This window comes from Rubrivivax sp. A210, from assembly GCF_904426505.1.
Classification (GTDB): Bacteria; Pseudomonadota; Gammaproteobacteria; order Burkholderiales; family Burkholderiaceae_C; genus Rubrivivax.
In genome coordinates this window covers 241,902-268,103 of the sequence record NZ_CAJGBN010000045.1, presented here as the reverse complement: position 1 = coordinate 268,103, position 26,202 = coordinate 241,902, and the positions used below count along the sequence as shown (strand labels likewise).

The 26,202-nt window shown below is 69.3% G+C and carries 26 protein-coding genes; 12 read left to right on the top strand and 14 right to left on the bottom strand.

Annotation, left to right across the window (positions count from 1 at the left end):
- Positions 1–46 precede the first annotated feature (46 nt).
- The 3 genes from JMV16_RS19475 to JMV16_RS19465 all read left to right on the top strand — a co-directional run bounded on the left by JMV16_RS19475 (position 47) and on the right by JMV16_RS19465 (position 2,527).
- A complete protein-coding gene (locus JMV16_RS19475; protein ID WP_201495955.1) occupies positions 47–853 on the top strand; it encodes an ABC transporter ATP-binding protein in 807 nt (268 codons plus the stop codon).
- Positions 854–962: 109 nt separating this feature from the next.
- On the top strand, positions 963–1,262 hold the full coding sequence (locus JMV16_RS19470) for a hypothetical protein (RefSeq protein ID WP_201495954.1): 300 nt from the start codon (positions 963–965) through the stop codon (positions 1,260–1,262).
- Positions 1,259–2,527 (top strand): phenylacetate--CoA ligase family protein, encoded by a 1,269-nt coding sequence (locus tag JMV16_RS19465; RefSeq protein WP_201495953.1) that lies wholly within the window; start codon positions 1,259–1,261, stop codon positions 2,525–2,527. Before JMV16_RS19470 ends, JMV16_RS19465 begins: the two co-directional genes overlap by 4 nt.
- Here the strand turns inward: JMV16_RS19465 and JMV16_RS19460 are convergent.
- Positions 2,518–3,528: a PEP-CTERM sorting domain-containing protein gene (locus tag JMV16_RS19460; RefSeq protein ID WP_201495952.1), complete on the bottom strand. Its 1,011-nt coding sequence runs from the start codon at positions 3,526–3,528 to the stop codon at positions 2,518–2,520. The genes JMV16_RS19465 and JMV16_RS19460 overlap by 10 nt on opposite strands.
- Before the next feature lie 158 nt (positions 3,529–3,686).
- Here JMV16_RS19460 and JMV16_RS19455 point away from each other — a divergent pair, with 158 nt between their 5' ends.
- Positions 3,687–4,658 (top strand): tripartite tricarboxylate transporter substrate-binding protein, encoded by a 972-nt coding sequence (locus tag JMV16_RS19455; protein ID WP_201495951.1) that lies wholly within the window; start codon positions 3,687–3,689, stop codon positions 4,656–4,658.
- 42 nt (positions 4,659–4,700) lie between these two features.
- Here the strand turns inward: JMV16_RS19455 and dtd are convergent, their stop codons facing one another.
- Genes dtd through tyrS form a run of 3 tightly spaced genes read right to left on the bottom strand, consistent with a single transcriptional unit; the run spans position 4,701 to position 7,296 of the window.
- Positions 4,701–5,141 (bottom strand): D-aminoacyl-tRNA deacylase, encoded by a 441-nt coding sequence (gene dtd / locus JMV16_RS19450; protein ID WP_201495950.1) that lies wholly within the window; start codon positions 5,139–5,141, stop codon positions 4,701–4,703.
- Positions 5,141–6,031: a cation diffusion facilitator family transporter gene (locus JMV16_RS19445; protein ID WP_201495949.1), complete on the bottom strand. Its 891-nt coding sequence runs from the start codon at positions 6,029–6,031 to the stop codon at positions 5,141–5,143. The genes dtd and JMV16_RS19445 overlap by 1 nt, the downstream gene beginning before the upstream one ends.
- A gap of 17 nt (positions 6,032–6,048) precedes the next feature.
- Complete coding sequence (gene tyrS, locus JMV16_RS19440; RefSeq protein ID WP_201495948.1) at positions 6,049–7,296, bottom strand: tyrosine--tRNA ligase; 1,248 nt, start codon at positions 7,294–7,296, stop codon at positions 6,049–6,051.
- Positions 7,297–7,589: 293 nt separating this feature from the next.
- Here tyrS and JMV16_RS19435 point away from each other — a divergent pair, with 293 nt between their 5' ends.
- Complete coding sequence (locus JMV16_RS19435) at positions 7,590–8,924, top strand: M23 family metallopeptidase (RefSeq protein ID WP_201496031.1); 1,335 nt, start codon at positions 7,590–7,592, stop codon at positions 8,922–8,924.
- A 13-nt stretch (positions 8,925–8,937) separates the two neighbouring features.
- Entirely contained in the window at positions 8,938–10,050 is a 1,113-nt protein-coding gene (locus JMV16_RS19430) for an anhydro-N-acetylmuramic acid kinase (RefSeq protein WP_201495947.1), read from the top strand.
- A 19-nt stretch (positions 10,051–10,069) separates the two neighbouring features.
- On the opposite strand, the gene erpA is transcribed toward JMV16_RS19430, so the two are convergent.
- The 3 genes from erpA to rplM all read right to left on the bottom strand — a co-directional run bounded on the left by erpA (position 10,070) and on the right by rplM (position 11,543).
- Positions 10,070–10,447, bottom strand: a complete 378-nt coding sequence (gene erpA / locus JMV16_RS19425) for an iron-sulfur cluster insertion protein ErpA (protein ID WP_201495946.1) — start codon at positions 10,445–10,447, stop codon at positions 10,070–10,072.
- Positions 10,448–10,711: 264 nt separating this feature from the next.
- Positions 10,712–11,104 (bottom strand): 30S ribosomal protein S9, encoded by a 393-nt coding sequence (gene rpsI, locus JMV16_RS19420; RefSeq protein ID WP_201495945.1) that lies wholly within the window; start codon positions 11,102–11,104, stop codon positions 10,712–10,714.
- A 10-nt stretch (positions 11,105–11,114) separates the two neighbouring features.
- Positions 11,115–11,543, bottom strand: coding sequence for a 50S ribosomal protein L13 (rplM, locus tag JMV16_RS19415; protein ID WP_201495944.1), 429 nt, complete (start codon positions 11,541–11,543; stop codon positions 11,115–11,117).
- Positions 11,544–11,873: 330 nt separating this feature from the next.
- Here rplM and JMV16_RS19410 point away from each other — a divergent pair, with 330 nt between their 5' ends.
- The 3 genes from JMV16_RS19410 (at position 11,874) to JMV16_RS19400 (ending at position 14,374) form a co-directional block, all read left to right on the top strand.
- Positions 11,874–12,527, top strand: a complete 654-nt coding sequence (locus JMV16_RS19410) for a GNAT family N-acetyltransferase (protein WP_201495943.1) — start codon at positions 11,874–11,876, stop codon at positions 12,525–12,527.
- Between the two features lie 107 nt (positions 12,528–12,634).
- The gene (locus tag JMV16_RS19405; RefSeq protein WP_201495942.1) at positions 12,635–13,363 is read left to right on the top strand and encodes a DUF2726 domain-containing protein; all 729 of its coding nucleotides are present in this window, start codon (positions 12,635–12,637) and stop codon (positions 13,361–13,363) included.
- On the top strand, positions 13,364–14,374 hold the full coding sequence (locus JMV16_RS19400) for a serine/threonine protein kinase (protein WP_201495941.1): 1,011 nt from the start codon (positions 13,364–13,366) through the stop codon (positions 14,372–14,374). It begins immediately after the preceding gene.
- Here the strand turns inward: JMV16_RS19400 and JMV16_RS19395 are convergent.
- Both JMV16_RS19395 and htpG read right to left on the bottom strand, forming a co-directional pair.
- Entirely contained in the window at positions 14,371–15,393 is a 1,023-nt protein-coding gene (locus JMV16_RS19395) for a hypothetical protein (RefSeq protein ID WP_201495940.1), read from the bottom strand. The two genes, JMV16_RS19400 and JMV16_RS19395, sit on opposite strands and share 4 nt — an antisense overlap.
- Before the next feature lie 110 nt (positions 15,394–15,503).
- The gene (gene htpG, locus JMV16_RS19390) at positions 15,504–17,375 is read right to left on the bottom strand and encodes a molecular chaperone HtpG (protein ID WP_201495939.1); all 1,872 of its coding nucleotides are present in this window, start codon (positions 17,373–17,375) and stop codon (positions 15,504–15,506) included.
- Positions 17,376–17,547: 172 nt separating this feature from the next.
- Between htpG and JMV16_RS19385 the strand changes: the two genes are divergently transcribed.
- Genes JMV16_RS19385 through JMV16_RS19375 form a run of 3 tightly spaced genes read left to right on the top strand, consistent with a single transcriptional unit; the run spans position 17,548 to position 19,508 of the window.
- Complete coding sequence (locus JMV16_RS19385) at positions 17,548–17,985, top strand: hemerythrin domain-containing protein (RefSeq protein ID WP_201495938.1); 438 nt, start codon at positions 17,548–17,550, stop codon at positions 17,983–17,985.
- Positions 17,982–18,212, top strand: coding sequence for a DUF2249 domain-containing protein (locus tag JMV16_RS19380; RefSeq protein ID WP_201495937.1), 231 nt, complete (start codon positions 17,982–17,984; stop codon positions 18,210–18,212). The genes JMV16_RS19385 and JMV16_RS19380 overlap by 4 nt, the downstream gene beginning before the upstream one ends.
- Before the next feature lie 9 nt (positions 18,213–18,221).
- Positions 18,222–19,508 carry a hypothetical protein gene (locus tag JMV16_RS19375; protein WP_201495936.1) on the top strand — a complete coding sequence of 429 codons (1,287 nt, stop codon included), beginning with the start codon at positions 18,222–18,224 and terminating at the stop codon, positions 19,506–19,508.
- Here the strand turns inward: JMV16_RS19375 and JMV16_RS19370 are convergent.
- The 5 genes from JMV16_RS19370 to JMV16_RS19350 form a co-directional block, all read right to left on the bottom strand.
- The gene (locus JMV16_RS19370) at positions 19,483–20,847 is read right to left on the bottom strand and encodes a S8 family serine peptidase (RefSeq protein WP_201495935.1); all 1,365 of its coding nucleotides are present in this window, start codon (positions 20,845–20,847) and stop codon (positions 19,483–19,485) included. The two genes, JMV16_RS19375 and JMV16_RS19370, sit on opposite strands and share 26 nt — an antisense overlap.
- 253 nt (positions 20,848–21,100) lie before the next feature.
- On the bottom strand, positions 21,101–23,842 hold the full coding sequence (locus JMV16_RS19365) for a CHAT domain-containing protein (RefSeq protein WP_201495934.1): 2,742 nt from the start codon (positions 23,840–23,842) through the stop codon (positions 21,101–21,103).
- 53 nt (positions 23,843–23,895) lie between these two features.
- Positions 23,896–24,417: a hypothetical protein gene (locus JMV16_RS19360; RefSeq protein WP_201495933.1), complete on the bottom strand. Its 522-nt coding sequence runs from the start codon at positions 24,415–24,417 to the stop codon at positions 23,896–23,898.
- 73 nt (positions 24,418–24,490) lie between these two features.
- Positions 24,491–25,081 (bottom strand): RNA polymerase sigma factor, encoded by a 591-nt coding sequence (locus JMV16_RS19355; protein WP_201495932.1) that lies wholly within the window; start codon positions 25,079–25,081, stop codon positions 24,491–24,493.
- 36 nt (positions 25,082–25,117) lie between these two features.
- On the bottom strand, positions 25,118–26,149 hold the full coding sequence (locus JMV16_RS19350; protein WP_201495931.1) for an aldo/keto reductase: 1,032 nt from the start codon (positions 26,147–26,149) through the stop codon (positions 25,118–25,120).
- Between the last annotated feature and the right edge of the window lie 53 nt (positions 26,150–26,202).

Below are 26,202 nucleotides of genomic sequence, written 5' to 3'. Positions count from 1 at the left end.
CAGAGCCGGTTCCGCGGCGGCCGCTTGATCGGAGTTCCTGCACACCATGTCCAACGTCCTACTCAACGTCAACGGCATCGAGGTCATCTACAACCACGTCATCCTGGTGCTCAAGGGCGTGAGCCTGCAGGTGCCCGAGGGTGGCGTGGTGGCCTTGCTCGGCGGCAACGGCGCCGGCAAGACGACCACGCTGCGCGCCGTTTCCAACCTGCTGGCCGGCGAGCGCGGCGAGGTCACCAAGGGCAGCATCGAGCTGCGCGGCGAGCGCATCGAGAAGCTCAGCACCTCGGCCATGGTCGAGCGCGGCGTGGTGCAGGTGATGGAGGGACGGCACTGCTTCGCCCACCTGTCCATCGAGGACAACCTGATGACCGGCGCCTACACGCGCCGCGACGGCAAGGCCGCGGTGGCGGCCACGCTGGAGAAGGTCTACGCCTATTTCCCGCGCCTGAAGACGCGCCGCACCAGCCAGGCCGCCTACACCAGCGGCGGCGAGCAGCAGATGTGCGCCATCGGCCGCGCGCTGATGGCCAACCCCAAGATGGTGCTGCTCGACGAGCCGAGCATGGGCTTGGCGCCGCAGATCGTCGAAGAGGTGTTCGAGATCGTCAAGGATCTCAACAGCAAGGAAAAGACCACCTTCCTGCTGGCCGAGCAGAACACCAATATGGCGCTGCGCTATGCCGACTACGGCTACATCCTCGAGAACGGCCGCATCGTGATGGACGGTGCCGCCAAGGATCTGCGCGAGAACGAGGACGTGAAGGAGTTCTACCTCGGCATGGGCGGCGGCGACCGCAAGAGCTTCAAGGACGTGAAGAGCTACAAGCGGCGCAAGCGCTGGCTGTCTTGACCACCCCCAGCCCTTACCCAACCCCGGCTTCGCCGCTGCCCCTCAAGGGGCGAGGCCAGCGGCCCGGCGGAGCCGGTTCCGCGGCGTCAGCTCGATAAGAGGTTTTGCCATGGCTGACGATGAACTGGGTGGCTTCGCGCCGCCGCCTTTCAAGGCCGACGAGGCGCTGCAGCAGCTCAGGCGCAGCCTGCGCGACCTCAAGCTGGCCGAGCGCGGCAACGGCTTCGAGTTGCGCGGCAAGCGCGTGCTCGAGCTGGTGGCCGAGGACGGCGCCATCAACGCTCGCATCGCGCGCAAGCTGGCACTGACGCCCGAGTGGGACCGCCAGACGCTGCGCTCGGCCCCCGATCAACGCAAGCTCGTCGACGAGATCAAGAAGCGCCTGGCGCGCTGGGAACGCGAAGAATGAACACGCAAGCTCAAGCTCTGGATACCCTGGAAAAGCGCGACCCCGCGGCCCGCGAGGCCGCGCTCATGGCCGCCCTGCCGGCCCAGCTGCGCGCCGCGCTGGCGGTGCCGGCCATGGCCGAGCGCCTGGCCGGCACCGACCCCGCCACGGTGGACTCGCGCGCCGCACTGGCCCGCCTGCCGGTGACGCGCAAGCACGAGCTGCTCGAGCGCCAGCAGGCCCAGCGCGCCACCAGTTCCTTTGGCGGGTATTCGGCCCTGGGCTGGAACGCCCAGCGCGCGCAGCGTCCGGCGCGCCGCGTCTTCCAGTCGCCCGGCCCCATCTACGAGCCCGAGGGCTTTGCCGATGACTATTGGCGCACCGCCCGCGCCATGCGCGCTGCCGGCTTTGCGGCCGGTGACCTGGTCCACAACAGCTTCAGCTACCACCTGACCCCCGGCGCCTGGATCATGGAAAGCGGCGCGCTGGCGCTGGGTTGCACAGTCTTCCCGGGCGGCGTCGGCAACACCGAGTTGCAGCTTCAGGCGATGTCCGACCTGCGGCCCGATGCCTACGCCGGCACGCCCAGCTTTCTGCGCATCCTGCTCGAGAAGGCGGCCGAGACCGGTGTGGCGCTGCCCAGCCTGAAAAAGGCCCTGGTGAGCGGCGAGGCCTTCCCGCCGTCGCTGCGCGACTGGCTGGCTGCGCGCGGCGTGCAGGGCTTCCAGGCCTATGCCACGGCCGAAGCCGGCGTCATCGCCTACGAGACCGCGGCCCGCGAGGGCCTGGTGCTCGACGAAGGCGTGATCCTGGAAATCGTGCGCCCCGGCACCGGCGACCCCGTGCCCGATGGCGAGGTCGGCGAGGTCGTCGTCACCGTGCTCAACCCCGATTACCCGCTGGTGCGCCTGGGCACGGGCGACCTGAGCGCCGTGCTGGCCGGCGCCTGCCCCACTGGCCGCAGCAACACCCGCATCAAGGGCTGGATGGGCCGTGCCGACCAGACCACCAAGGTGCGCGGCATGTTCGTCCATCCCGGCCAGGTGGCCGACATCGCGCGCCGCCACCCCGAAGTGCTGAAGGCCCGCCTGGTGGTGGCCGGCGAGATGGCCGATGACCACATGATGCTGAAGGTAGAGGTGACCGGCGCCCCCGAAGGCCTGGCCGCGGCCGTGGCCGCCAGCGTGCGCGAGGTGACCAAGCTGCGCGCCGAGGTGGTATTGGCCGAACCGGGCAGCCTGCCCAACGACGGCAAGGTGATCGAGGACGCGCGCAGCTACGCCTGAAAGCGGCGGCGCACCGCCAGCCCCAGCAGCCCGGCACCCAGCAGCGCCCACGAGCCGGGCTCAGGCACCGGCGCCGTGGGCGTGGCGATGCCGAAAAGCCCGCCCTGCAGACGCAGCGCCGACGCGGTGATGTCGTTGCCGCCGGCATCGAAGGCCGCCAGGCCGGTCCAGTGCAGGGTGCTGGCGAAATCCGCGTCGGCGAAGGGACCGTTGGAGAAGGGCGCCGGCTGGTTCAGCGGGCCGGCCGCGGTGCCGCCGTCGGCCACCACCAGCGCCGTCTGCGCCAGTTGCACCAGCAGCGGCGCGCCGTTCCAGGCGCTGGCGTCCCAGGTGTAGGTGATGTCCAGACCGCCAGCCACCTCGGCAAAGCTGGCCAGCAGGCCGCCCCCCACCAGGGTGTCGGCAAAGGTGGCGCGCTGGGTGGATTGAACCACGCGGGCCAGCTCGCTGACGACGCCGCTGACGGCATCGCTGAAGGTCAGCTGGGCCGTGGCACGCGCAAAGAAGCGTTCATTGTTGCCAGCCACATCACCCAGTGCCGCCAGACTGCCTTCCATGCGCGTCTGAAAGCGCAGCGTGGCGACGGCCGGGGCACCCGGCACCGCCGACAGCAGATCGCCGTAGGCTGCACCGCTGTTGACGGCCAGCCCGTACTGGTTGCCGCGGGCGTCAATGGCGAAGTAGCCGTAGCCCAGCGTGGCGCGGGCACCCAGGTCAGGCCCGAGCACGCCGGCCTGGCCCTGGGCCATGCCGGTGGTGCGCACATCCGGCGTGGCCACGGTGCAGCCGATGCCCGGCAGGTCCAGCCGCGCCAGCGTGGCATCTGCTGCCTGCTCCAGGCAGGTGTCGCCCCAGCTGCCACCCAGGCGCTCGCGCACCGAGATGCCGGCGGCATAGCCGGTCTGGGCCACGGCCGGCAGGGCCGGCAGCAGCACCGCGGCCAGAACCGCCACCGCGACGGCCCGGCGGGCCGGCACCTTGTCGAGAACGCCTGTTGTCATTGCCATCCTCCCGTTAGAGTGCCGATGTTAATTGCGGGAAGCCGGTCGATGAGAAGACCTCGCGGCGGATCTGCGCGCTAAGTAGTTCCCACGCCTCGGCCAAGGTCTGACAGAGCTAGGATGTCGCCAAGACTTGTCCAAGCACCCGGAGACTAGACATGCACAAGACCTTGCTGGCCCTCGCGGCCATGGCCGTGACCGGCGCCGCCCTGGCCGCCTATCCGGAAAAGCCCGTCACCATCGTCGTGCCCTTCTCGGCCGGCGGCCCCACCGACAAGGTTGCACGCGACCTGGCCGAGGTGATGCGCAAGAACCTCGGCAACCAGACGGTGCTGATCGAGAACGTCGGCGGCGCCGGCGGCACGCTGGGCTCGGCCAAGGTGGCCAAGGCCACGAACGATGGCTACACCCTGCTGTTGCACCACATCGGCATGGCCACCGCGCCGGCGCTGTACCGCACCCTGCCCTACAAGGTGCTCGACGACTTCGAGTACGTCGGCATGATCAACGAAGTGCCGATGACGCTGATCGGCCGCCCCAACCTGCCGGCCGGCAACTATGCCGAACTGGTCAAGTGGCTCGAGGCCAACAAGGGCAAGATCAACCTCGCCAACGCCGGCCTGGGCGCCGCCTCCCACCTCTGCGGCCTGCTGTTCCAGCAAAGCCTCAAGATCGACATGACGACCGTGCCCTACAAGGGCACGGCACCGGCCATGTCCGACCTGCTCGGCGGCCAGGTCGACATCATGTGCGACCAGACCACCAACACCAGCAGCCAGATCGAGGGCGGCAAGGTCAAGGCCTTTGCGGTAACGACGCTCAAGCCGCTCACCACCCCCGCGCTGGCCAAGCTGCCCACCCTCGATTCGCAAGGTCTCAAGGGCTTCAATGTCGCCATCTGGCACGGCCTTTACGCACCCAAGGGCACGCCCAAGCCCGTGCTCGACCAGCTCAACGCGGCGCTGCGCAACGCACTCAAGGATCCGGAATTCATCAAGCGCCAGGAGGCGCTGGGCGCGGTCGTCGTCACCGACAACCGCGTGAGCCCGGCCGAGCACAAGAAGTTCGTCGAGGCCGAGATCAGCAAGTGGGGCCCGGCAATCAAGGCCGCGGGGCAATACGCCGACTGAGGCGCGAAGGCGGCTTGCAGGGCCGGCTGAGCCCGGCTCCGGTCAACGCATGGTGATCGGTATCGTCACTGGGCCGTCGTTGACCAGGTGTACCTGCATGTCGGCGCCGAAGACCCCGGCCGCCACCGGCGCGTGGCGCTCGCGCGCCAGGCGCAGAACCTCGTCGTAAAGCGCGCGGCCCAGGGCCGGCGGCGCAGCGGCCGTGAAACTGGGGCGATTGCCGCCCGAGCAGTCGGCGGCCAGCGTGAACTGCGAGACCACGAGCAAGCCGCCGCCCACATCCTGCACGCTGAGGTTCATCTTGCCGGCGGCGTCAGCAAAGACGCGCAGCTTCAGCATCTTGTCGACGAGCTTGGCGGCCAGCGCCGGCGTGTCGGCCGGCTCGGCGCACACCAGGGCCAGCAGCCCCGGGCCGATGGCCCCGACCTCGGCGCCGCCGACCACCACCCGCGCCTCGCGCACGCGCTGCAAAAGGGCCAACATCAGATCGGGTCTTCAACGTCGTTGAAGTGCGCCTCCACGTCCAGCGGCAGCAGCTGGATGGTGGCGCGCAGCCCCGGCACCGCGCTCATCAGCGCCTGTTCGACCGATCCGCGCACGGCGGCGGCGCGGCCCAAGGTCCAGGACGAGGGCATGTGCATGTGCAGGTCGACGAAGCGGCGCTGGCCGGCGCGGCGCGTGACCACATGGTCGAAACGAATGGTCTGGTGGCCGAAGCCCGCGAGCACCTTGTCGATCTCGGCACGCGCGTCGGGCTCGATGGCGCGGTCCATCAGCGCGTCGGCCGAGCCGCTGACCAGCGAACCGCCCTCGCGCATGATGTTCAGCGCCACGCCTATGGCCACCACCGGGTCCAGCCAGAGCCAGCCGGTGAGGTGAACCGCGCCCAGGCCCACCAGCACGCCGGCCGAGGTCCAGACATCGGTGAAGAGATGGCGCGCATCGGCCTGCAGGGCCATGGAGCGCGCGGCGCGCCCCTTGCGCAGCATCGACCAGGCCAGCGCCCCGTTGAGCGTGGAGCTGAGCACCGACAGCAGCAGGCCCAGGCCCAGCGCCTCGAGTGGCTGCGGATGCAGCAGCCGAGACACCGCGGCCCAGATGATGCCCACCGCGGCGGCGAAGATCAGCACGCCTTCGAAGCCGCTGGAGAAGTACTCGGCCTTGTGGTGGCCGTAGGGATGGTCTTCGTCGGGCGGACGCGCGGCGATGGTCACCATCACCAGCGCGAACATGGCACCGGCGAGGTTGACCAGCGACTCCATTGCGTCCGACAGCAGGCTGACGCTCGCCGTCACCCACCAGGCGCCTGTCTTGAGCGCGATGGTGGCGAGCGCGACCCCGACCGAGATCTTGAGATAGGTGCGGACTTCCAAGGACGGCCCGGTGCGGATCAGGCGCTCAGCGTGACGCGTGCAAACTTGCGCTTGCCCACCTGCACAACCACCGTGCCGGCATCCACCTTGAGCGCCTTGTCGGACACCACGGCGCCGTCGATGCGCACGCCGCCCTGCTCGATCATGCGCATGGCCTCGCTGGTGGACGGCACGAGGCCGGCCTGCTTGAGCAGGTTGGCTATGGCCAGCGGCGCGCCGGCCAGCACCACTTCGGCCACGTCGTCAGGCACGCCGCCGGCGGCGCGACGCTGGAAATCCTGCTCGGCCGCATCGGCTGCGGCGGCACCGTGGAAGCGCGACGTCACCTCCTTGGCCAGCATCACCTTGGCGTCCTTGGGGTTGCGGCCACCCTCGACCGCGGCCTTGAGGCTGGCGATGTCGGCCTCGCTGCGGAACGACAGCAGCGTGTAGTAGCGCCACATCAGCGTGTCGCTGATCGACAGCAGCTTGGCAAACATGGTGTTGGCCGGCTCGGTGATGCCGATGTAGTTGCCCTTGCTCTTGGACATCTTCTCGACGCCGTCCAGGCCCTCGAGCAGCGGCATGGTCAGGATGCACTGCGGCTCCTGGCCGTACTCGCTCTGCAGCGAGCGGCCCACCAGCAGGTTGAACTTCTGGTCGGTGCCGCCGAGTTCGAGATCGCTCTTCAGCGCCACCGAGTCATAGCCCTGCATCAGCGGGTACAGCAACTCGTGTACCGAGATCGGGTTGCCGGCCTTGAAGCGCTTGGTGAAGTCGTCGCGTTCCAGCATGCGCGCCAGCGTGTATCTGGCGGCCAGTTCGATCATGCCGCGTGCGCCCAGCGGGTCGCTCCATTCGCTGTTGTAGCGAATCTCGGTGCGCGCCGGGTCCAGCACCAGGCTGGCCTGCCGATAGTAGGTCTGGGCGTTGGCCTCGATCTGCTCGCGCGTCAGTGGCGGCCGCGTCGCGTTCCGCCCTGAGGGGTCGCCGATCATCGAGGTGAAATCGCCGATGAGGAAGATCACCTGATGCCCCAGATCCTGCAACTGGCGCATCTTGTTGAGCACCACCGTGTGGCCGATGTGGATGTCGGGCGCGGTGGGGTCGAGGCCGAGCTTGATGCGCAGCGGCACCCCGGTGGCCTGCGAGCGCGCCAGCTTCTTGAGCCAATCGGCCTCGGGCAGGAGTTCTTCGCAGCCACGCAGCGACACCGCCAGGGCCTCGCGGACACGGTCGGTGACGGGCCAGTCTGCGGCCGCCGGCACGGTTTGAGGCTCGGTCATTGCTTGTTACATCACGGGGTTTTTCGGGGCAATTGCACGAACCGCACCCGGTATACTCGGCATTCCCATTGCATTGTCATGGGCAATGAGCTTGGCTGCCGCGCTGCGGCGGACTGGCAAACGGATTCTAGGGGACGGCCGCCATCCGTCCCGGCGCTCCCGCCCCGCGGGCCGGCGCCGACAAGGCGGCCTTCCAGAGCAACAACGGCGACGCGTGCCCACACCGGCATGACGGCCCCTGAGACGTCGATTCGGGCTTGAATTCCTCCACCGACCGCGCCCTGCAAGGGCTTATGAGCCAGGCCAGGCAGCACCGCCGCGGCATCGTCGTGTCGGCGGTGGTGGCGATGGCCGGCTTCGCCGTCACTGCCGTGGCCGTGGCGCCGCTGGTGCCCGACGCCGGCACGCTGCCGCAGACCATCGTCACCGAGCCGGTGCAGCCGGCCGGCCTCGATGCCCAGCTTGACGCGTTAGCCGCCCATGACCTGCAGCTCACGCGCAGCGACATCACGCGCGCCACCGACAGCGCCGAGACCCTGCTCGCCCGCCTGGGCGTGCGCGACGCAGCCGCGGCCACCTTCCTGCGCCACAACGCCAGCGCCCGCGCCCTCCTTGGCGGCCGCGGTGGCAAGATGGTGCAGGCTCGCACGGCCGCCGATGGCAGCCTGGTTGAACTGATCGCGCGCTACCCGACCGAGCGCTCCGAACTCGCCCGCAGCCACTTCACGCGCCTGACGGTGGCACTGAGCGGCGGCCAGTGGAGCGCGCAGACGCAGAGCGTGGCCTTCGAATCACGCAAGCGCCTGGCCAGCGGAAGCATCCGCCAGTCGCTGTTCGCCGCTACTGACGAGGCCGGCCTGCCCGACGCGGTAGCCGTGCAACTGGCCGACATCTTCTCGGGCGACATCGATTTCCACCGCGAACTCAAGCGCGGAGACACCTTCAGCGTCGTCTACGAGGCGCTCACCGCCGACGGCGAGCCGGTGACCTGGAACGAAGGCGCCGGCCGCGTGCTGGCAGCGGAGTTCGTCAACCGCAACAAGACCTACCAGGCCGTGTGGTTCAACGGCCCTGACGGCCGCGGCGCCTATTACAGCCCCGATGGCAGCAGCCGCCGCCGCGCCTTCCTGGCCAGCCCGATGGAGTTCTCGCGCGTCACCAGCGGCTTCGCGATGCGCCTGCACCCGCTGGCACGGCAATGGCGCCAGCACCTGGGCGTGGACTACGGCGCACCCATAGGCACGCCGGTGCGTGCGGTCGGCGACGGCGTGGTCGATTTCGCCGGGCGCCAGAACGGCTACGGCAATGTCGTGCAGGTGCGCCACGGGGGCGAGCGCAGCACGCTCTACGCTCACCTGAGCCGCATCGACGTGCGCCAGGGCCAGCACATCGAGCAGGGCCAGCGTCTGGGCGCGGTGGGCATGACCGGCTGGAGCACGGGTCCGCATCTGCACTTCGAATTCCGCGTCGGCGGACAGCATCTCGATCCGCTGGTGGCCGCCAAGGCCGCCGAGACGGTGCCTCTGGACGCCGGCTCCAGGCCGCGCTTCGCGGCGCTGGCACGCACGGTGCGCTCCGAGCTGGATGTCGCCCAGACCCTGAGCAGCCAGCGCGCCACTTTCGAATAGGCGCTGCCGCCCCATGGCCTGGACCATCGGGCTGATGTCGGGCACCTCCCTCGACGGCGTCGATGCGGTGCTGGCCGAAGACGGGCCGGACGGCGAGTTCCGTTCCCGCGGCCATGTCCATCTGCCCATGCCGGCTCCGCTGCGCGCCGCGCTGCTGGCCCTCAACCGCCCGGCCGCCGACGAGTTGCACGCCGCGGCGCTGGCGGCCAATGCGCTGAGCCGGCTCTATGCCGAGACGGTGACGGCACTGCTGGCGGCCAGCGGGCTGGCGGCCGACGCGATCAGCGCCATCGGCGCCCACGGCCAGACGGTGCGCCACCGGCCGCGCGAGTTCGACGGCAACGGCTACACCCTGCAATTGCTCAACGGCGCCCTGCTGGCCGAACTGTGCGGCATAGCCGTCGTCTGCGATTTCCGCAGCCGCGACCTCGCCGCCGGCGGCGAGGGGGCGCCGCTGGTGCCGGCCTTCCACGCCGCGGTCTTCGGGTGGCCCGGACACGACATCGCGGTGCTCAACCTGGGCGGCATCGCCAACCTCACGCTGCTGCCCGCTGCGGGCGCGGTCAGCGGCTTCGATTGCGGCCCGGGCAACATGCTGATGGACGGCTGGTGCCAACGCCATCTGAACCTCGCCTATGACGCCGATGGCGCCTGGGCGGCCGGTGGCCGGGTCGACGCAGCCCTGCTGCAGCGCCTGCTCGCCGAGCCGTACTTCGCACGCCTGCCGCCCAAGAGCACGGGCCGCGAGCTCTTCGATGCCGCCTGGCTGGACGCCCGACTCGCCGGCATCTCGCTGGCCGCGGTGGACGTGATGGCGACACTGGGCGAACTCACGGCCTGCAGCGCTGCCGAGGCGCTGTTGGGCTATGCACCTGCAACGCGGCAGTTGCTGGTCTGCGGCGGCGGCGCTTACAACAGCCTGTTGATGGCGCGGATCAAGTCCCGCCTGGGCGCCGGGGTGGCGGTCGCATCAACAGCAAATGCCGGCGTGCCGCCTGACCAGGTCGAGGCACTGGCCTTCGCCTGGCTGGCACGCGCACACCTGCGCCGCGAGCCGGGCAACCTGCCGGATGTGACTGGGGCGCGCGCAGCAAGAGTGCTGGGCGCTCTCTATCCGGCCGCCTGAGCGGCGGCCGGCGTGTACATCAGACCGAGAAGGACGAGCCGCAACCGCAGGTGGTGGTGGCGTTCGGGTTCTTGATCACGAACTGCGCGCCCTGCAGATCTTCCTTGTAGTCGATCTCGGCGCCGGCCAGGTATTGCAGGCTCATGGCGTCGATGAGCAGCGTGACGCCGTTCTTGGCCATCTGCGTGTCGTCCTCGTTGACGACCTCGTCGAAGGTGAACCCGTACTGGAAACCCGAGCAACCGCCGCCCTGCACAAAGACGCGCAGCTTGAGGTCGGGATTGCCTTCCTCGTCGACGAGTTCCTTGACCTTGTCGGCGGCGCTGTCGGTGAAGATCAGCGGCAGCGGCGGCAGGTCTTCGGCCGCGGTGGGAAGGACTTCTGCGATGGCGTTCATATCGGGCTCCGGTACTGATTCTGTCCAGTTGTGGGCGGCGGCGGATTCAAGCCAGGGATTCTCGCCGCACTTCCAGGGCCGGCAGACCTGCGGCCGGCCGCGGCGCAAGAGGGCAATGATCCCACGCCGGGCCAACACCTTGCCCAGGCGCGGGCATTGCCGCCACGACAATGAAAAAGCCGCCGCCCGTGCAAGACGGGCCAGGCGGCTTTGCGGCTCTCGTTCCGGCGCGCGGGCCGCCTCCAAGGCAGCCCGACCCAGGGATCAGCGCTTGCTGAACTGCTTCCGACGGCGGGCGCCGTGCAGACCGACCTTCTTGCGCTCGACTTCGCGTGCGTCGCGCGTCACGAAGCCGGCACGGCTGAGGTCGGGCTTGAGGGCCACGTCGTAGTCGATCAGCGCACGGGTGATGCCGTGGCGCACGGCCCCGGCCTGGCCGGATTCACCGCCGCCGTGTACGTTGATCTTGATGTCGAAGGCCTCGTTGTTGCCCGTGAGCAGCAGCGGCTGACGCACGATCATGATCGAGGTCTGGCGACCGAAGTAATCATCGATGGTCTTGCCATTGATGACGATCTGCCCGCTGCCCTTCTTGATGAAGACGCGAGCCACGCTCGATTTGCGGCGGCCGGTGCCGTAGTTCCAAAGTCCGATCATCGCTGCGTCCTCAAATCTCGAGCGGCTTGGGCTGCTGCGCGGTATGCGGGTGGGTGTCACCGGCATAGACCTTCAGCTTCTTGACCATCGCGTAACCGAGCGGGCCCTTGGGCAGCATGCCCTTGACCGCCTTCTCGAGGGCGCGACCCGGGTGGCGGGCCTGCATGTCCTTGAACGCGGTGGCATAGATGCCGCCCGGGTAGCCGGAATGCCGGTAGTACATCTTGTCGGTGGCCTTGGCCCCGGTGACGCGGAGCTTGTCGGCGTTGACGACGATGATGAAATCACCGGTATCGACGTGAGGCGTGTAAATGGCCTTGTGCTTGCCGCGCAAACGGCGTGCTGCTTCGCTGGCAACACGTCCGAGCACCTTGTCGGTGGCGTCAATCACAAACCACTCGTGCGTCACCTCGGCCGGCTTGGCGCTGAAGGTCTTCATGAGGGTCTTTCGGATTTGCACGAGCCGCCCAGTGGCGAATCGCGCAGGTCTGTCGGCTGAACGCTCGGCGGATGCCGATCCGGCCCGCTCCTCGGCGCCGCTTGTGCAGGCGGCCTCTCGGACCCTTTCGGGCGTGCGGTGAGCGTTCCTGCAAAAGGACTGCCACACCGCCAGGCTGGCTCTCCCCCAGCCGAACCACGGGGGAAAGCCGATCAGTATACGACGCCGGCGTTGATTGCCGCAAGGGTGTCAACGGCCGAGCCCAAGGCCTTGTTGAGGGTTAACCCTAAATCATTCGACTACCATGTCGATGAACACCTGGGAGTCGCCATGAAACTGCAGCAAACATCGCAAGCCCCCGCCGGCGTGCGCACTGCGCCCAGGGGAAACTGGATCCCGATCCGCATGCTGGCGCCACGCCACCGAGAACGCGTGCTGGCCCATCTGCTGGCCCTTGCCGACGACGCCCGTCTGTTGCGTTTCGGCCACGTTGCCAGCGACGAACAGATCGGCCAATACGTCGAGCAGATGGACTTCGGCCGCGACGAGCTTTACGGCGTCTTTGACCGCCGCCTGCGCCTCGTCGGGATGGCTCACCTGGCCTTCGACAACGACGGTCTCGAGGTCGAATTCGGCGTTTCGGTGCTGCCCAAGGCGCGCGGCAAGGGGCTTGGGACGCGACTTTTCGAGCACGCGGTGATGCACGCCCGCAACCGCGGCGTGGGCCTGATGGTTATCTATGTCGCCCGCGAAAACGTGCCCATGCTCAACATCGTGCGCAATGCCGGCGCCGAGATCAGCTTTGACGGCCCGCAGGTGGTGGCAAGGCTCGCGCTGCCCGAAGACACGCTGGGCTCGCAGATCGGCGCCCTGCTCGACCACAGGGCCGCCGAATTCGACTACCAGGTCAAGCTGCAAGTCAGGCGCCTGGACGGCCTGTGGCCGGCCTGGACCTGGGGCTCGGGCGCCCACGGAGCCTCATAGTCGGCGAATTCGTGATGTCCGAGGCGCAGGTGGGGCGTAGCATCCACACTGGCGTCGAGACGTGAGTTGTTGCACGGTTCGGCAGCGACAAGCAGCGCCAGCCGACCATGCAAACCGTTCTGCCCTGGGCCATCGCCACCGTGTCCGTCGTGCTGCTGCTCGGCGGCGGCCTCTTTTTGTTGCGCCAGCGCTCGCGCCGCACCCCGACCCTGCCCACGGAATGGCCGCTGTCGGCCCGGCCCATCTTTGGCACCGATGAGCGCCGCGTCTACCGCCATCTGCACGAAGCCCTGCCCCAGCAGCTGGTGCTGTCGCGGCTGCCGCTGGTGCGCCTGTGCCAGCCCACCGACCCGCGCCAGCTGCGCTATTGGTACCGCCTGCTCGGCGCCCTCCACGTCGATTTCGCGGTCTGCAGTGCCAATGGGCGCGTGCTGCTTGTGATCGACATCGAGGGCACCCGCCCCATGCCGGGGCGTGCGCTCCAGATCAAGGAATCGGTGCTGGCCGCCTGCCGCGTGCGCTACCTGCGCTGCCCGGCTGATCGCCTGCCCTTGCCGGCCGAGTTGCAGGCGCTTGTGCCCCAGACTGGCAGCGCCGCCGCCGGCACGCAGCCAGCCTCGGCACCGATGCCGCTGGAAGGCGTTGCTCCGGCGCGACGCCACGAGCAATTGACGCATTGGCGCGAATCGATGCCTGCCTACGACTCCTTCTTCTTCACCGACAGCGGCCCTGCCGCTCTCGGCACGACCGGCGGCGAAGGTGCTGAGCAGGGGCGGATGAAGGTTGACGAGGGCGGCGCCGCGGTCGACACCCGGCGCTCTTCGACCCGTTCCTGAGTGAACTTCTCCGGCCTCGATCCCCAGCAGGTGCTCGACGCGCTCGACGCCGTCGGGCTGCGCGGCGACGGTCGCGTGCTGCAGCTCAACTCCTATGAGAACCGGGTTTTCCAGGTTTTTCTGGAAGATGGCGGCGCGGTGGTGGCCAAGTTCTACCGGCCGGGGCGTTGGAGCGAGGCGCAAATCGTCGAGGAACACGGCTTCGCGCTCGAACTCGCCGCCGCCGAGGTGCCGGTGGTGCCGCCGCTGGCACTGGTCGACGCCGTGACGGGCGTCTCAGGCCTGCGCCTGTGTGGCGAGCCGCCCACGCTGGCCTGCCTGAGCCTCCAGGGCCACGCCCACCGCTACACCGCGGCGTTGCGCTGCGCCGGCCGCGAGCCGGAGCTTGACGACCCGGCGACGCTGCGCCAGATCGGCCGCTTCATCGGGCGGCTGCACGCCGTGGGGCGGCAGCGGCCCTTCGAGCACCGCCACCGGCTCGACCCGCACGTCGACGGCCCGCGCGCACAGGCCTTGCTGCTGGACGGCGGCTACGTCTCCGACGCCGAACGCCCGGCCTGGCAGCAGGCCTGCGAACGCGCGCTGGCCGCCGTGATCGCCGCCTTCGACGCCGTGCGCGGCCTCGCCACGCTGCGTCTGCACGGCGACTGCCACATCGGCAACGTGCTGTGGCGCGACAGCGGGCCGCACATCGTCGACCTCGACGACGCGATGCAAGGCCCGGCGGTGCAGGATTTGTGGATGCTGGTCTCGGGCGACCCGTCGACCATGGCACAGCAGCTGAACACCCTGCTCGAAGGCTACGAGCAGTTCTGCGATTTCGACGACCGCGAGCGCGCCCTCATCGAGCCGCTGCGCACCCTGCGCATGCTGCGCCACAGCGCCTGGCTGGCCGCGCGCTGGGGCGACCCCAGCTTCCCGATCAACTTTCCCTTCTTCGGCAGCGCCGCCTACTGGAGCCAGCAGACGACGCAGCTGCGCGAGCAGATCGAGCTGATGGGTGGCGCCTAGCCGCCGACGACGCGGTAGCTCGGCGCGCCGCCGCCGGCCGGGTAGGTGGCAATGACGCTGAAGTTCAGCGTCGCGGCAGCCGAAGTCAGTGTCACGGCGTACACGACCGTGTCGGCCGTCGTGCCGCTGACGCGGATGGAAGCGCTGTTGCCGGCGGCGCCGTTCACCGTCAGCGCCGAACCGGGTGCGGGACGGCCGTTCACCACGCGCCAGTTCTCGAAGGCCAGGTCGACATAGGTGTTGGCGGCGGTCCAGTGGGCGGCACGAACGGAGCCGCTGCCGAGGGTGTAGTTGTTGGCGTCGGTCACCGACACCGTGCCCAGGCCGGTGTACTGGCGACCGGCGGCGACCACTGACGCCACGCCCTGGGCACTGATGCGCAGCTCGGCGATATCGCTGACCGGGCCGAAAGCACGTCCACCCAGCGAGCCGCCGAACTGCTCGGTGGTCAGGATGACGTGCAGGCCGGCCGGGGTCTGCGCATCGGCGTCGATGGCGCTCAGGAAATCCATGCGCAGCCGGCCGGCGAGCGTGGCGCTGCGGCCGAAGATGAAGCCGCTGACGGCGTTGAAGCGGACGTCGAAGAAGGCGCCGGCCGGGATGGCGGTGGCGTTGTCGGCCAGATTGGTGTCGACGGTGGCGCTGCCGTTGCAGGGCGCGTCGATGAGGTCGCCGCAGGGCAGGTTGCGCACCACCAGCGGCTGCGCCCGCGTGGCCTGGGGCTCGGGCGCCATGCCGATGGGCGTGCCAAGCAGGGCGCCCAGGCCGCTGAGCGCGCTGGAACGGTTGACCGCGGCATCGGCACTGGCCACCGCCGCCTGCACCGCGGCGCTGGCCTCGGCCTCCGTCGTGCCCAGCGTGGCCGGTGTCGTGGGCGGCGCCACCACCTGCGCCGGCTGGGAGCTGGTGGCGTCGCCGCCGCCGCCACAGGCGACGAGCAGGGCAGCCAGCGCGACCAGCGCGGCGCGGCCGGCCTGGCGGACGGTGATGAAGTTGCGGGACGGGGTGAAGGTGTTCATGCGTACTCCTGGCTGCCGGACCCGGTCGTTGAAGAGGAAGTGGGGCCGGCCGCCAGACTAGGCCCGGCGGGCCGGCCGTCAAGCCCCCAAAGGGCTGATGCGCCGGGCGCTCAGCCCGTGGTCAGCAGGCGGTTGACGCGCTGCACATAGGCGGCCGGGTCTTCCAACTGGCCGCCTTCGGCCAGCAATGCCTGGTCAAAGAGGATCTGGGCCAGGTCGTCGAAGCGCGCGTCGCCGTCCAGGCGCTTGACCAGGGCATGCTCGGCATTGACCTCCAGGATGGGCAGGCTCTTGGGCGCGGTCTGGCCGGCCTGCTTGAGCATGCGCGCCAGATGGGCGCTCATGTCGCCCTCGTCGACGACGACGCAGGCCGGCGAATCGACCAGGCGCGCGGTCGTGCGCACGTCCTTGGCGCGGTCTTTCAGCGCCGTCTTCAGGCGTTCCAGCACCGGCTTGAAGGCCTCGGCGGCGGCCTCGGCGGCCTTCTTCTCTTCCTCGTCCTGCAGCGAGCCGAGGTCGACCCCACCCTTGGCGACGCTGGTCAGCGGCTTGCCGTCGAATTCGTACAGGTGGGACAGCATCCACTCGTCGACGCGGTCCACCAGCAGCAGCACCTCAATGCCCTTCTTGCGGAAGATCTCCAGCTGCGGGCTGTTGCGCGCCGTGGCCAGGGTGTCGGCGGTGACGTAGTAGATGGCCTCCTGGCCTTCCTTCATGCGCTTGACATAGTCCTCGAAGGAGACACCCTCGTCGGCCTGCGTGCTGGCGAAGCGGTAGAGCTTGGCCAGGCGCTCGCGGTTGGCGTGGTCTTCGCCTATGCCCTCTTTCAGCACGCTGCCGAATTGCTTCCAGAATTCGGCGTACTTGTCCTTCTGGTTCTCCGCCACGTCTTCCAGCATGGCCAGCACGCGCTTGGTGCAGCCCTCGCGGATGGCCTTGACGTCGCGGCTTTCCTGCAGCAGCTCGCGGCTGACGTTGAGCGGCAGGTCGGCGCTGTCGATCACGCCCTTGACGAAGCGGAGGTAGACCGGCATCAGCGCCTCGGCGTCGTCCATGATGAAGACGCGCTTTACATAGAGCTTGACGCCACCGCGCTTGTCGCGGTTCCACAGGTCGAACGGCGCCTTGGCCGGCACGTAGAGCAGCTGGGTGTATTCGGTGCGGCCCTCGACGCGGTTGTGCGTGTAGGCCAGCGGCGCCTCCTGGTCGTAGCTGATCTGCTTGTAGAACTCCTGGTACTGGGCGTCGGTGATGTCGCTCTTGGCGCGCGTCCACAGCGCTGCGGCCTTGTTGACGGCTTCCCACTCGTCGGTGGTGACCTGGGCCGACTTTTCCTCGTCCCAGCTCTGCTTTTGCATCAGCACCGGCAGGCTGATGTGGTCGCTGTACTTGCCGATGATGGATTTCAGCTTCCAGGCCGAGAGGAACTCCTCCTCGCCCTCGCGCAGGTGCAGGATGACGTCGGTGCCGCGCCGGGCGCGCTCGATCGTCTCGACCTCGAAGTCGCCCGTGCCTCCGCTGCTCCAGCGCACACCCTCGGCGGCGGCGGCGCCGGCGCGGCGCGTTTCCACCGTGATGCGGTCGGCGACGATGAAGCCGCTGTAGAAGCCGACGCCGAACTGCCCGATGAGGTTGGCATCCTTCTTCTGCTCGCCCTCGAGCCGGGCCATGAATTCGCGCGTGCCGCTCTTGGCGATGGTGCCCAGGTGGGCCACGGCCTCCTCGGCGCTCATGCCGATGCCGTTGTCGCTGATGGTGATGGTCTTGGCCTGCTCGTCGTAGCCGACGCGGATCTCGAGATTCGGCGCGTCTTCGTAGAGCTCAGCCTTGTCCAGAGCCTCGAAGCGCAGCTTGTCGCAGGCGTCGGAGGCATTGGAGACCAGCTCGCGCAGGAAGATCTCCTTGTTCGAGTACAGCGAGTGGGTGACGAGGTGCAGGATCTGCTTGACCTCGGCCTGGAACGACAGGGTTTGCTTTTCCATGGATCTTCTGGGCTGTTCGGGGGAAGGGGGACCGGCAGCCGGCGGCTGCCAGAAGGGGCGGATTTTGGGGCCGCGCGCAGGAATTCAAGCCCGGCCCGGGCCGTTGACCGTCATCAAGGCGTGGCGGCGGCGGCCTGCGCAAGATGCCGCACCCCAACGCCAGAGCACCGCCATGAGCCTGACCACCCCGCTGCGCGAGCACCACCGGCACTGCGACGACATCTTCGCGCGGGCCGAGGAAGACGCGACCGAGGGCCGCTGGGACCAGGGCGCGGCCTCGCTGGCACTGCTGCAGGGCCAGCTCGAGGCCCACTTCGCGAGCGAGGAGGAACTGCTGTTCCCGGCCTTCGAGGCCGCCACCGGCATGTGCTCGGGCCCGACCGCGATCATGCGCGGCGAACACGCCCAGATGCGCGATCTGCTGGCCCAGCTCGGCCGCGATCTGGCGGCGCGCGACGCCGAGGGCTATGGCGGCACGGCAGAGACCCTGCTCATCCTGATGCAGCAGCACAACCTGAAGGAAGAGAACATCCTCTATCCGATGTGCGACCGCGCCGTGGCGGGCGCAGCGCTCGCCGCGGGGCTGGCGGGCCGGCTGGCGCAGGCATGACGAGGGTCATCGACGGCCGCGGCATGGAGCCGCCCGAGCCGCTGCAGCTCTGCCTCCAGGCCCTGGAAGGCCTGGCCGAGGGCGAGGAGTTGGTGCTGCTGCTGTTCTGCCGGCCGCAGCCGCTGTTCGACATCCTGGGCCCGCGCGGTTACGGCTGGAGCGAGCGGCAACTGCCCGACGGCACGAACGAGGTCCGCATCCGCGATTCGCGCGGACCGCACGGCTGAGGCTGGGCGGTGGCCGGGGCCTTTGGCCTGTCCTTCGAGCAGGCACCACCGGTTTCGGTGCCCTACCGCTTCTTCCTGGCCGCGCCGGTCTTCGGCGTGCTTGCCGGCCTGTTGCTGGTGGTGGAGGGCGGCGATGCCCTGGCCTCGCGCTGGACTCCGCAGGCGTTGGCCCTGACCCATCTGCTGGCGCTGGGCTTCATGCTGCAGGCCATGTGCGGCGCCCTGCTGCAGTTCATGCCGGTGGCGGTGGGCGCCAATGTCTGGCGACCGGCCTGGGTGGCGGCGGCCGTGCAAGCGCTGCTGTTGGCCGGCACCCTGATGCTCACCGGCGGCTGGCTGTTCGCGTGGCCGGCGCTATGGCAGGCCGCCGCACCGCTGTTGCTGCTGGCCGGGCTGGGATTTGCCGCTGTCGTGTCCTGGGGCCTGTGGCGCACGCCGGCCACCGGGATGACGCTGTGGACGCTGCGCGCGGCCGTCGGCGGACTGGCGGTGACCGTGGCGCTGGGTGCGGCTCTGGTGGCCACCGTCGCGCTGGGCCTGCCGCTGCCGCTGCTGAGGCTGACCGATGTCCACCTGGCTTGGGGTCTCGGGGGCTGGTCGCTGATGCTGCTGGCCGGCGTGTCTTACCACGTCGTACCGATGTTCCAGCTCACCCAGGCCTACCCGCCACGCTACACGCGCGCCTTCGCGCCGCTGCTGCTGGCCTTGCTGCTGGGCTGGAGCGCGCAGCTGTGGTTCAACCTGGGGCCGGTGGCCACGGCACTGGCCCTGCTGCTGCTGGCCCTGGCCGCCGGCCACGGCGCCATCACGCTGTGGCTGCAGCACACGCGCAAGCGCAAGATCCATGACGCTACCTCGCGGCACTTTCGCCTCGCCATGCTGTCGCTGCTGGCCTTCTGCACGCTGGGCGCCGCCTGTGCGGTGTGGCCACCCCTGGGCACCGATCCGCGTACCGCGGTGGCCCAGGGCGTGCTGGCCCTGGTCGGCGTGTTCACGCCGGCGATCAGCGGCATGATGGTCAAGATCCTGCCCTTCCTGAACTGGCTGCATTTGCAGCGCCTGGGCGTGCCGACCGCGGGGGTGCCGAACATGAAGCAGATGATCCCTGCCGCAGGCCTGGCGGGCCAGGGAAGGCTGCAGGGCTGGGCGCTGGCCTTGCTGCTCGCCGCAGTGGCTGGCCACCGCTGGCGCGGCCGGCTGGCGCCGCCTTGGCGGCCTCTTACGCGTGGCTGGGTTGGAACCTGCTCAGCGCGGCACGCGGCTATGTCGGTCAGCGCAAGCGGCTGCTGGAGGTGAAGCCGCTCGTCTGAGTCAAGGAACAGTTCAGCGGCGCCGGCAGCCTGTCGGTCAGAGCCGCCATGGCATTGACCTGGACCTGGGAAACCCTGCCGCAAACCGTGGCACCCGACTTGCGGATGCGCTCGGCCACGGCGCGAGGCGTCAGGCCGGGCTCGCGAGCGCGCAACAGGGCCACGGTGCCGGCCACCAGAGGTGCGGCCATCGAGGTGCCGCTCCAGGTGGCATAGCCGCCCCCTGCCGCCAGGCTGGTGATGCCACCACCGGGAGCCGCGACATCGATCCAGCTGCCGTAGTTGCTGAAGCCCGCCATGAAACCGTTGCTGCCGGTGGCGCCCACCGGAATCACGCCATAGACGCTCTCGGCCGCCGGGTATTGCTTGATGCTCCTGCTGCCGTCGTTGCCGGCAGCGACCACCACGACCGTGCCGGTGCTGGCGGCGGCGCAACGCGCCCGGTCGTCGGCGTAGCCCGGATCGCTGAGGTCTGCCACCGGATCCCCGAGCACGGGATCGCCGCAGGTCGCGATCAGCTGGATGGTGCCGAGCAGCTTGGTGCGATTCAGGCTGCCCAGGCTCAGGTTGATCACCTGGGCACCGTCGTCGGTGGCCGGATTGCCGTCCGGATCGACGGCGCGGAGCAAGGCTTCGGCCAGCACCCAGGCATTGCCGACGCCATCGGCATCGAGCACGCGCATCGGCACGATCGAGGCGCCTGGGGCAGCCATGGCGATGAGGCCAGCGACATGGGTGCCGTGGCCATAGGAAGCGCCACCCGGAACCTCGGCAGGATCGGTGTCGAAATCGACGAAATCGAAGCCCGGCAGCAGGCGGCCGGCCAGCATGGGGTGGCTGGCGTCGATGCCGGTATCGAGTACCGCCACCCGGATGCCGGCGCCATTGCTCAGGGTCTGGGCCTGGGCCAGGCGCATGGACTGCGGCGCCCATTGCTCCACGTAGTCGGTGGCCGTCCCGATGGCCCAGGGCACGTTGCGGCGCGCCTCGGGGCTGGCATGGCTGGCATTGGCCTCGGCGAGCATCACGCCCGGCTCCAGCGCGAGGCCGGCCAGCACATCATTGACCGCGGCGGCGCCTATCACCTTGAGCCGGTAGATGGGGCGGGCACCGAACTGGCTGGCCAGCGTCAGCGGAAACCGGGCCAGCAAAGGCTGGAGATCGGCGGTGCTGCGCAGCTTGACCAGCACCTCGCTCGCCACGGCCTGGTCGAACTTGCTCGCGACCTGAGCATGGGCCGACACGCTGCCCGCACCCAGGAGAGCAACCAGAGACACGAGCGCGGCTCCGGAGCAGCGGCGCAGGAATTGGGGCATCTGGTTCATGGGCGGGCTCACTGGAAATCGGACGAATCCGTCGGACAGAGTGTGAAGTACTGCACGAAATACATCCCGGTTCGATTTGGCCTGCGGCCAAGGGCTGGGACAAAAGCGTGCGGCAAAAGTGCATTGAGCACATTTCACGGCTTCGCCGACGGCAGTGCAAGAGAGTGAACTGATTATTACAGTCGCTTGCAGGCTGCGCCCCCCCGATCCGGGAGGGTTCAAGGTGACCAGCAGTGACCAATTCCCGCAGGAATCACCAGCCGCCGTAAAGCACGAAGGCTGACCACATGTAAGGATGCGGATGCTCGGCCCGGGTCGCCAGCTGCGCGCTGCGCAGGGCCTGTGCCGGGCACTGGCCCTGGCGCAGGGCGCCATAGAAGCGGGCCATGAAGGCGGCGGTGAGCTGGTCGTCGACCGGCCACAAGCTGGCCAGCACGCGCGAGGCCCCCGCCACCAGAAAGGCCCGCACCAGACCCACCATCTCGTCGCCGGTGTCCTGCTCGGCGAGACCGGTTTCGCAGGCGCTCAGCACTACGGTGCAGGGCTTGAGCCCCAGCGCCTCGGCCTGGTCGACGGTGAGCGCGCCATCGTGCAGATGCAGCGCCGAGAAGCGCGGGTTGTCGCTGCGGAACTGTGCATGGCAGGCCAGGTGCAGCACATCGGCCTGGCCGGCGTGGGCCTGCAGCTGCTGCAGCGTGGCCTGCTCGCCCACCAGGCTGAGCCCGAGGTCGAAATGCGCGGCCACGCCGCGTGCCTCGCCGGCGGCATGGGGCAGGCGACTCGATTCGCCCAGCGCCAGCGCCCGGTGCGGCGTCACCGGCGGGCGCTGCAGGCCGCGCAGCGCCGCACGCGCGCTGGGCACGAGGGCAATCTCATGCCGCTCCACCAGGGTTGTCACGCCATCGCCCAGCGCCGCGAATGGCAGGGCGCCCAGCTGGCCATGAGGCACGATGAGCACGCGATTGGCATTCGCCAGCGCCGGCAGCAAGGGCGACCAGATCAGCGCGTGCAACTGCACCAGGCGCAACTGCAGGCGCTGCATCAGCCTGTCCATGTGCTGCAGGATGGGTGCGACCCCGTGCCGAAGGGTCTCGAGCTGGAAGCGCACGCCGCGCACTGCCTCGGCCACCTCGACCCAGGGCGCCAGCCCGCGCACCAGCACCACGGCGTGTTGCGTCGCCACACAGGCGAAGAGTTCACCGTCGAGTACCCCGTATTCGACCAGCGCATCGCCCTCTTGCAGCGCAGCCTGCAGCGCGGCCACGCCAAAGCCCTGCTGCGCGCCTCCGGCAAGGGCAGGCGCTGCCAGGCGGTGGCGGCGTGCGCGCTCGAGCAGGTCCTGTTCGGTGCGCAGCAGTTCCTGGTTGAGGGTGACCGAGACCAGGGCCTCGTCCTGCTGCTGCTGGACGCGGCGGTAAAGCCAGTTCAGGCGGTCGCGCAGCGGTTGCACCTCGGCCTGCAGGGTGGGTTCGACCCCTTCGGCAAGCCGCTCGTCGAGGGCACGGGCGCGGAAGCGGTCGAGCTGGGCCAGGGCCTCGCCACCCTCGCCCGCCGCCACGGCCATGCGCAGGCGCTCCTGGTACGGCCGCAGATGGTCGGCGAGGAAGGCCGAACGCAGGTCGTCGCCGGGCAGGGTGCGGCGCTGGTCCTCGAACAGCTCGATGGCGGCTTCGAAGGCGGCGCGCGCCTCGTCGGCCTGGCCGGCTGCCTGCGCCGACAGGCCCAGGCCGGTGAGGCAGCGCACCTGCACCTGCACCTGCTGATTGGCGCGTGCGGTGGCCAACGTGGCCTCGAACAGTGACTGAGCCGCGATCACCTGGCCCATCTGGAGCAGCGCCTGCGCATGCGCAACCGCGGCGCGGGCGCGGCCGTCGGCCTGCTCGGCCTGCGCATAGCCGTGCTCGGCCTGGGACGCCCATTCCAGCGCCGCCGGAGCATCGCCACGGGCGAGCGCGAGTTCGGCCCGCGCCAGCGTCACCGCACTGCGGCCGACGGCATTGCGCTGGGCCTCGAAAAGGGTCGCGGCCGACGCGAACGAGGCGGCTGCCGGTGCCGGCTGGCCCAGCAGCGCCTGGGTGCGCCCGCGCTGCACCAGGGCCCAGGCCTGCTCATCGGGCAGGTCGAGGCCCGCAAAGCGCTCGACTGCGGTGTCGAAGTGAGCGAGCGCCTCCGGCAAAAGCCTCAATTCCAGGTAGGCATCGGCGAGTTGCTTTTCGGCGATGGCCAGGTACTGGGGCACGGCCAGCGCCTCGTAGCGGCGCCGCGCCGATTCGAAGGCGGCCAGCGCCGGCCGGTAGCGGCCCCGTGCCAGTTCGACCAGGGCCACCGACTCGTCGACCAGCGCCAACTGCAGTGAGAGGCCGCGGTTCTCGGAGCGCATGCGGGCGCGGGCGTAGATGCGCATCGCCTCGTCGAAATCGCCCATCGAGGCGAGCTGGCCCGCCAGGCCGATATCGGCCAGCACCGAATGCTCGTGGTCGCCCAGGCGCGCGAACAACACCGCCGCCTCGCGAAAGATGTCGGCCGCGTCTGCGTACTCGTCCTGACGCTCGAGCAGTCCGCCCAGGTTCAGGCTGACGCGGCTGGCGGCGCGCAGATTGCCCAGCGCCAGCAGTTCGCGCTGGGCCACCCGCGCGCAGGCGGCTGCCGCCTTGTGATGCCCCAGCATCGACAAGGCCATGATCTTGGGTATCTGGGTCTGGGCCGCCGGGTCGGGCTTGCCGGCCTGGCGCAGCGCGGCGGCGGCATCGTCGAGCGCCTGCACGCCGGCAATCATCTGGCCACGGGTGAGACAGGCGATCCCTTCGGTCCAGCGCGCCAAGCCTTCGATTTCCAGGGCGTCGGCCTCAGGGACACCGCTGGAAGCCAAGCCGCGCAAGGCCTCGGCGGCGCGCGCTGCGCGCGGGGGCTCGCTGCTCCAGGCCTCGTAGCAGAGATCCTTGAGCGCCCAGGCCACCGCCAGGCAATCTTGGGCAGCCACAGCGGCAGTGGCCATACCCGGCTCCAACAGGCGTCTTGCCTGTGTCAGCGCTTCTTCAGCGCCGAGGCTCAATTGGGCCGCTCACCCACCTCGACTGCCGGCAGAACGATCTCGTCGCCACCCATGCGCAGCGTCAGCACATAAGTACCACCGCGCACGCCGTCGATGCGGAACTCGCCCAACGCGTCGAGGTGGGTGACATGGGCGGCCCGGTCTTCACCGCGCTGCACCGCGAGTTCGATGCTGCCTGCATCGTCGGGGCCCAGGATCTGGCCGGCCACCGAGAAGGTCTCGGCCACGGTGGCGATGCGCAGGTCGATGTCGCGGCCCTGGGCGCTGAAGAGCAGGTGCCGCGTCGGCGAGCGCAGCGAGCGCATGCCATGGGCCAGGGCCGGCGTCGCCCAGCTGTCGAAGGTGAGCACGGCCGCAACGCGGCGGACGACGGACTGCACCGCGCTCTTGAACGCGGCCACCGTCCACAGGTTCACGGCGGCGCGCTGCCAGGACGCCGGGGCGTCGGGCAAGGCACGCACAGCCTTCTGGACCTGCTGGGCGAACTCTTCGTCTGAGAGGAAATCAAGGGATTTCATGGCTGGGCACTCGTCGGGATGCCACACAGAGCGGCGGCACACCGCACAAATACATTGTCTTACGGACTTTCAATCATTCCGAGCCGACCAGTTTGCGGAGTTTGTCCAGGCAGCGTCCGCGGGTCGGCCCGATGCTGCCCTGGGGTATACCCAATATCTTCGCCACTTCATCGTAAGGAAGCCGCTCGTCCTCATCACGGAAGACGAGCATCAGCAGTTCACGGCAGCGCTCGTCCAGGAGGTCGAGCCCGTTGCGCAGGCGGTCAAGTTGCTGCAGGTCGGACAGCATCTGCTCGGCCAGCGGGGTTTCGTCGGCCAGGGTGTCCTCGATGGCGTCGCCGTCGGTGCCGCCGTCGTCATCGTGGCGCGTCATGGACACCGTGCGCCGGGCCAGTTCGCGCGCACGCAAGGCCTCGCGCTTGGCGGTGGTGACGATCCAGGCCTGCAGCCGCTCGGGCTGGGACAGGCGCGGCATGTGCTCGATGAGGCGCGAGAACACGGTCTGGAAGACATCGGCCGCCATGTGCTCGTCGAGCCCGACGCGCGACACGATGGCGTAGACCAGGCGCTGGTAGCGCTTCACCAGGGTCTGCCATGCGGCGGCGTCACCCTGGCGGCAGCGGGCCACCAGGCTGGCGTCGTCGGAAGGAGCGGAGGCGGTCATGAAGAGCCGGGCATGGTAGTCGCAGCCCGTGAACGGTTATTGGTCAAACTGCTCGGTATCGACTTCGGCCAGCGTGGCCGGGTTGTAACGCTCGCCGCTCACCGTGCCTTTGTTGATCAGCACATCGATGCGCGTCAGCAGGGCCCCGGGTAACCGCACACGCTCGGCATCAAGGTTCTCGCGCAGATGCGCCGCGCTGGTCGTACCGGGGATGGGCAGCACATGCTCACCGCGCGACAGCACCCAGGCCAGGGCCAACTGCGCCGGCGTGCAGCCGGCCTCGGCGGCCAGCGCCGCCCAACCGGACAGCAGGCCGCGGTTGACGGCATGGTGGACCGGCTCGAAGCGCGGCACGTTGAGGCGGATGTCACCCGCCACCAGCGCCGCCGGGTCGGGCGGCGCACTGGTCAGGAAGCCGCGCGCCAGCGGGCAGAAGGCAACCAGCGCGGCGCCGATCTCGGCGCAGGCGGCCCGCACGCCGATCTCGACATTGCGCGACCAGGGCGAGTACTCGCTCTGCACGGCGGCGATGGGGCAAACCGCGTGCGCTTTCTTCAGCGTGGCGGCCGAAACCTCGCTCAAGCCGATGGCGCGCACGAGGCCGCGCTCGACCAGGCGCGACATCTCGCCCACGCTGTCCTCGATGGGCACGCGCTTGCACCAGCGGTGCAGGTAGTAGACGTCGAGCGTCTCGGTCTGCAGCCGCCTCAGGCTTTCCTCGCAATGCCGGCGCAGGGTCTCGGGGCGGCCGTCGATGACGCGCCGGATGCTGCCGTCGGGAAAGGTCTCGCCGGCGAGGCCGCCTTTGCTGCACAGCACGATGCGCTGGCGGTGGGGCTTGAGCACGCGACCCAGCAGCGTTTCATTGGCACCAAAGCCGTAGAGCGCGGCGGTGTCGAAAAGCCGCACACCCTCGTCCACCGCCTGCAGCAGCAGGCGCTCGGCCTGGGCGGCCGACGGCGGGTGGCCGTAGGCGTGACTGAGGTTCATGCAGCCCAGGCCTATGGCCGGCAGGTCAAAGGGGCCGATGCGACGAGAATGGCTGCCAAACTGGGATGTCGTGTTCATGCCGGGATGGTCTCGGTGGTCTGCACTCCCGTGGATGATCCCACGCCGCCCTC

Excerpts from the sequence above, each read along its gene's own strand:
- JMV16_RS19475 (WP_201495955.1), top strand. The coding sequence starts at position 47 with ATGTCCAACGTCCTACTCAACGTCAACGGCATCGAGGTCATCTACAAC.
- JMV16_RS19470 (WP_201495954.1), top strand. The coding sequence starts at position 963 with ATGGCTGACGATGAACTGGGTGGCTTCGCGCCGCCGCCTTTCAAGGCC.
- JMV16_RS19465 (WP_201495953.1), top strand. The coding sequence starts at position 1,259 with ATGAACACGCAAGCTCAAGCTCTGGATACCCTGGAAAAGCGCGACCCC.
- JMV16_RS19460 (WP_201495952.1), bottom strand. The coding sequence starts at position 3,528 with ATGACAACAGGCGTTCTCGACAAGGTGCCGGCCCGCCGGGCCGTCGCG.
- JMV16_RS19455 (WP_201495951.1), top strand. The coding sequence starts at position 3,687 with ATGCACAAGACCTTGCTGGCCCTCGCGGCCATGGCCGTGACCGGCGCC.
- dtd (WP_201495950.1), bottom strand. The coding sequence starts at position 5,141 with ATGTTGGCCCTTTTGCAGCGCGTGCGCGAGGCGCGGGTGGTGGTCGGC.
- tyrS (WP_201495948.1), bottom strand. The coding sequence starts at position 7,296 with ATGACCGAGCCTCAAACCGTGCCGGCGGCCGCAGACTGGCCCGTCACC.
- JMV16_RS19435 (WP_201496031.1), top strand. The coding sequence starts at position 7,590 with ATGAGCCAGGCCAGGCAGCACCGCCGCGGCATCGTCGTGTCGGCGGTG.
- JMV16_RS19430 (WP_201495947.1), top strand. The coding sequence starts at position 8,938 with ATGGCCTGGACCATCGGGCTGATGTCGGGCACCTCCCTCGACGGCGTC.
- erpA (WP_201495946.1), bottom strand. The coding sequence starts at position 10,447 with ATGAACGCCATCGCAGAAGTCCTTCCCACCGCGGCCGAAGACCTGCCG.
- rpsI (WP_201495945.1), bottom strand. The coding sequence starts at position 11,104 with ATGATCGGACTTTGGAACTACGGCACCGGCCGCCGCAAATCGAGCGTG.
- rplM (WP_201495944.1), bottom strand. The coding sequence starts at position 11,543 with ATGAAGACCTTCAGCGCCAAGCCGGCCGAGGTGACGCACGAGTGGTTT.
- JMV16_RS19410 (WP_201495943.1), top strand. The coding sequence starts at position 11,874 with ATGAAACTGCAGCAAACATCGCAAGCCCCCGCCGGCGTGCGCACTGCG.
- JMV16_RS19405 (WP_201495942.1), top strand. The coding sequence starts at position 12,635 with ATGCAAACCGTTCTGCCCTGGGCCATCGCCACCGTGTCCGTCGTGCTG.
- JMV16_RS19395 (WP_201495940.1), bottom strand. The coding sequence starts at position 15,393 with ATGAACACCTTCACCCCGTCCCGCAACTTCATCACCGTCCGCCAGGCC.
- htpG (WP_201495939.1), bottom strand. The coding sequence starts at position 17,375 with ATGGAAAAGCAAACCCTGTCGTTCCAGGCCGAGGTCAAGCAGATCCTG.
- JMV16_RS19385 (WP_201495938.1), top strand. The coding sequence starts at position 17,548 with ATGAGCCTGACCACCCCGCTGCGCGAGCACCACCGGCACTGCGACGAC.
- JMV16_RS19380 (WP_201495937.1), top strand. The coding sequence starts at position 17,982 with ATGACGAGGGTCATCGACGGCCGCGGCATGGAGCCGCCCGAGCCGCTG.
- JMV16_RS19370 (WP_201495935.1), bottom strand. The coding sequence starts at position 20,847 with ATGAACCAGATGCCCCAATTCCTGCGCCGCTGCTCCGGAGCCGCGCTC.
- JMV16_RS19365 (WP_201495934.1), bottom strand. The coding sequence starts at position 23,842 with ATGGCCACTGCCGCTGTGGCTGCCCAAGATTGCCTGGCGGTGGCCTGG.
- JMV16_RS19360 (WP_201495933.1), bottom strand. The coding sequence starts at position 24,417 with ATGAAATCCCTTGATTTCCTCTCAGACGAAGAGTTCGCCCAGCAGGTC.
- JMV16_RS19355 (WP_201495932.1), bottom strand. The coding sequence starts at position 25,081 with ATGACCGCCTCCGCTCCTTCCGACGACGCCAGCCTGGTGGCCCGCTGC.
- JMV16_RS19350 (WP_201495931.1), bottom strand. The coding sequence starts at position 26,149 with ATGAACACGACATCCCAGTTTGGCAGCCATTCTCGTCGCATCGGCCCC.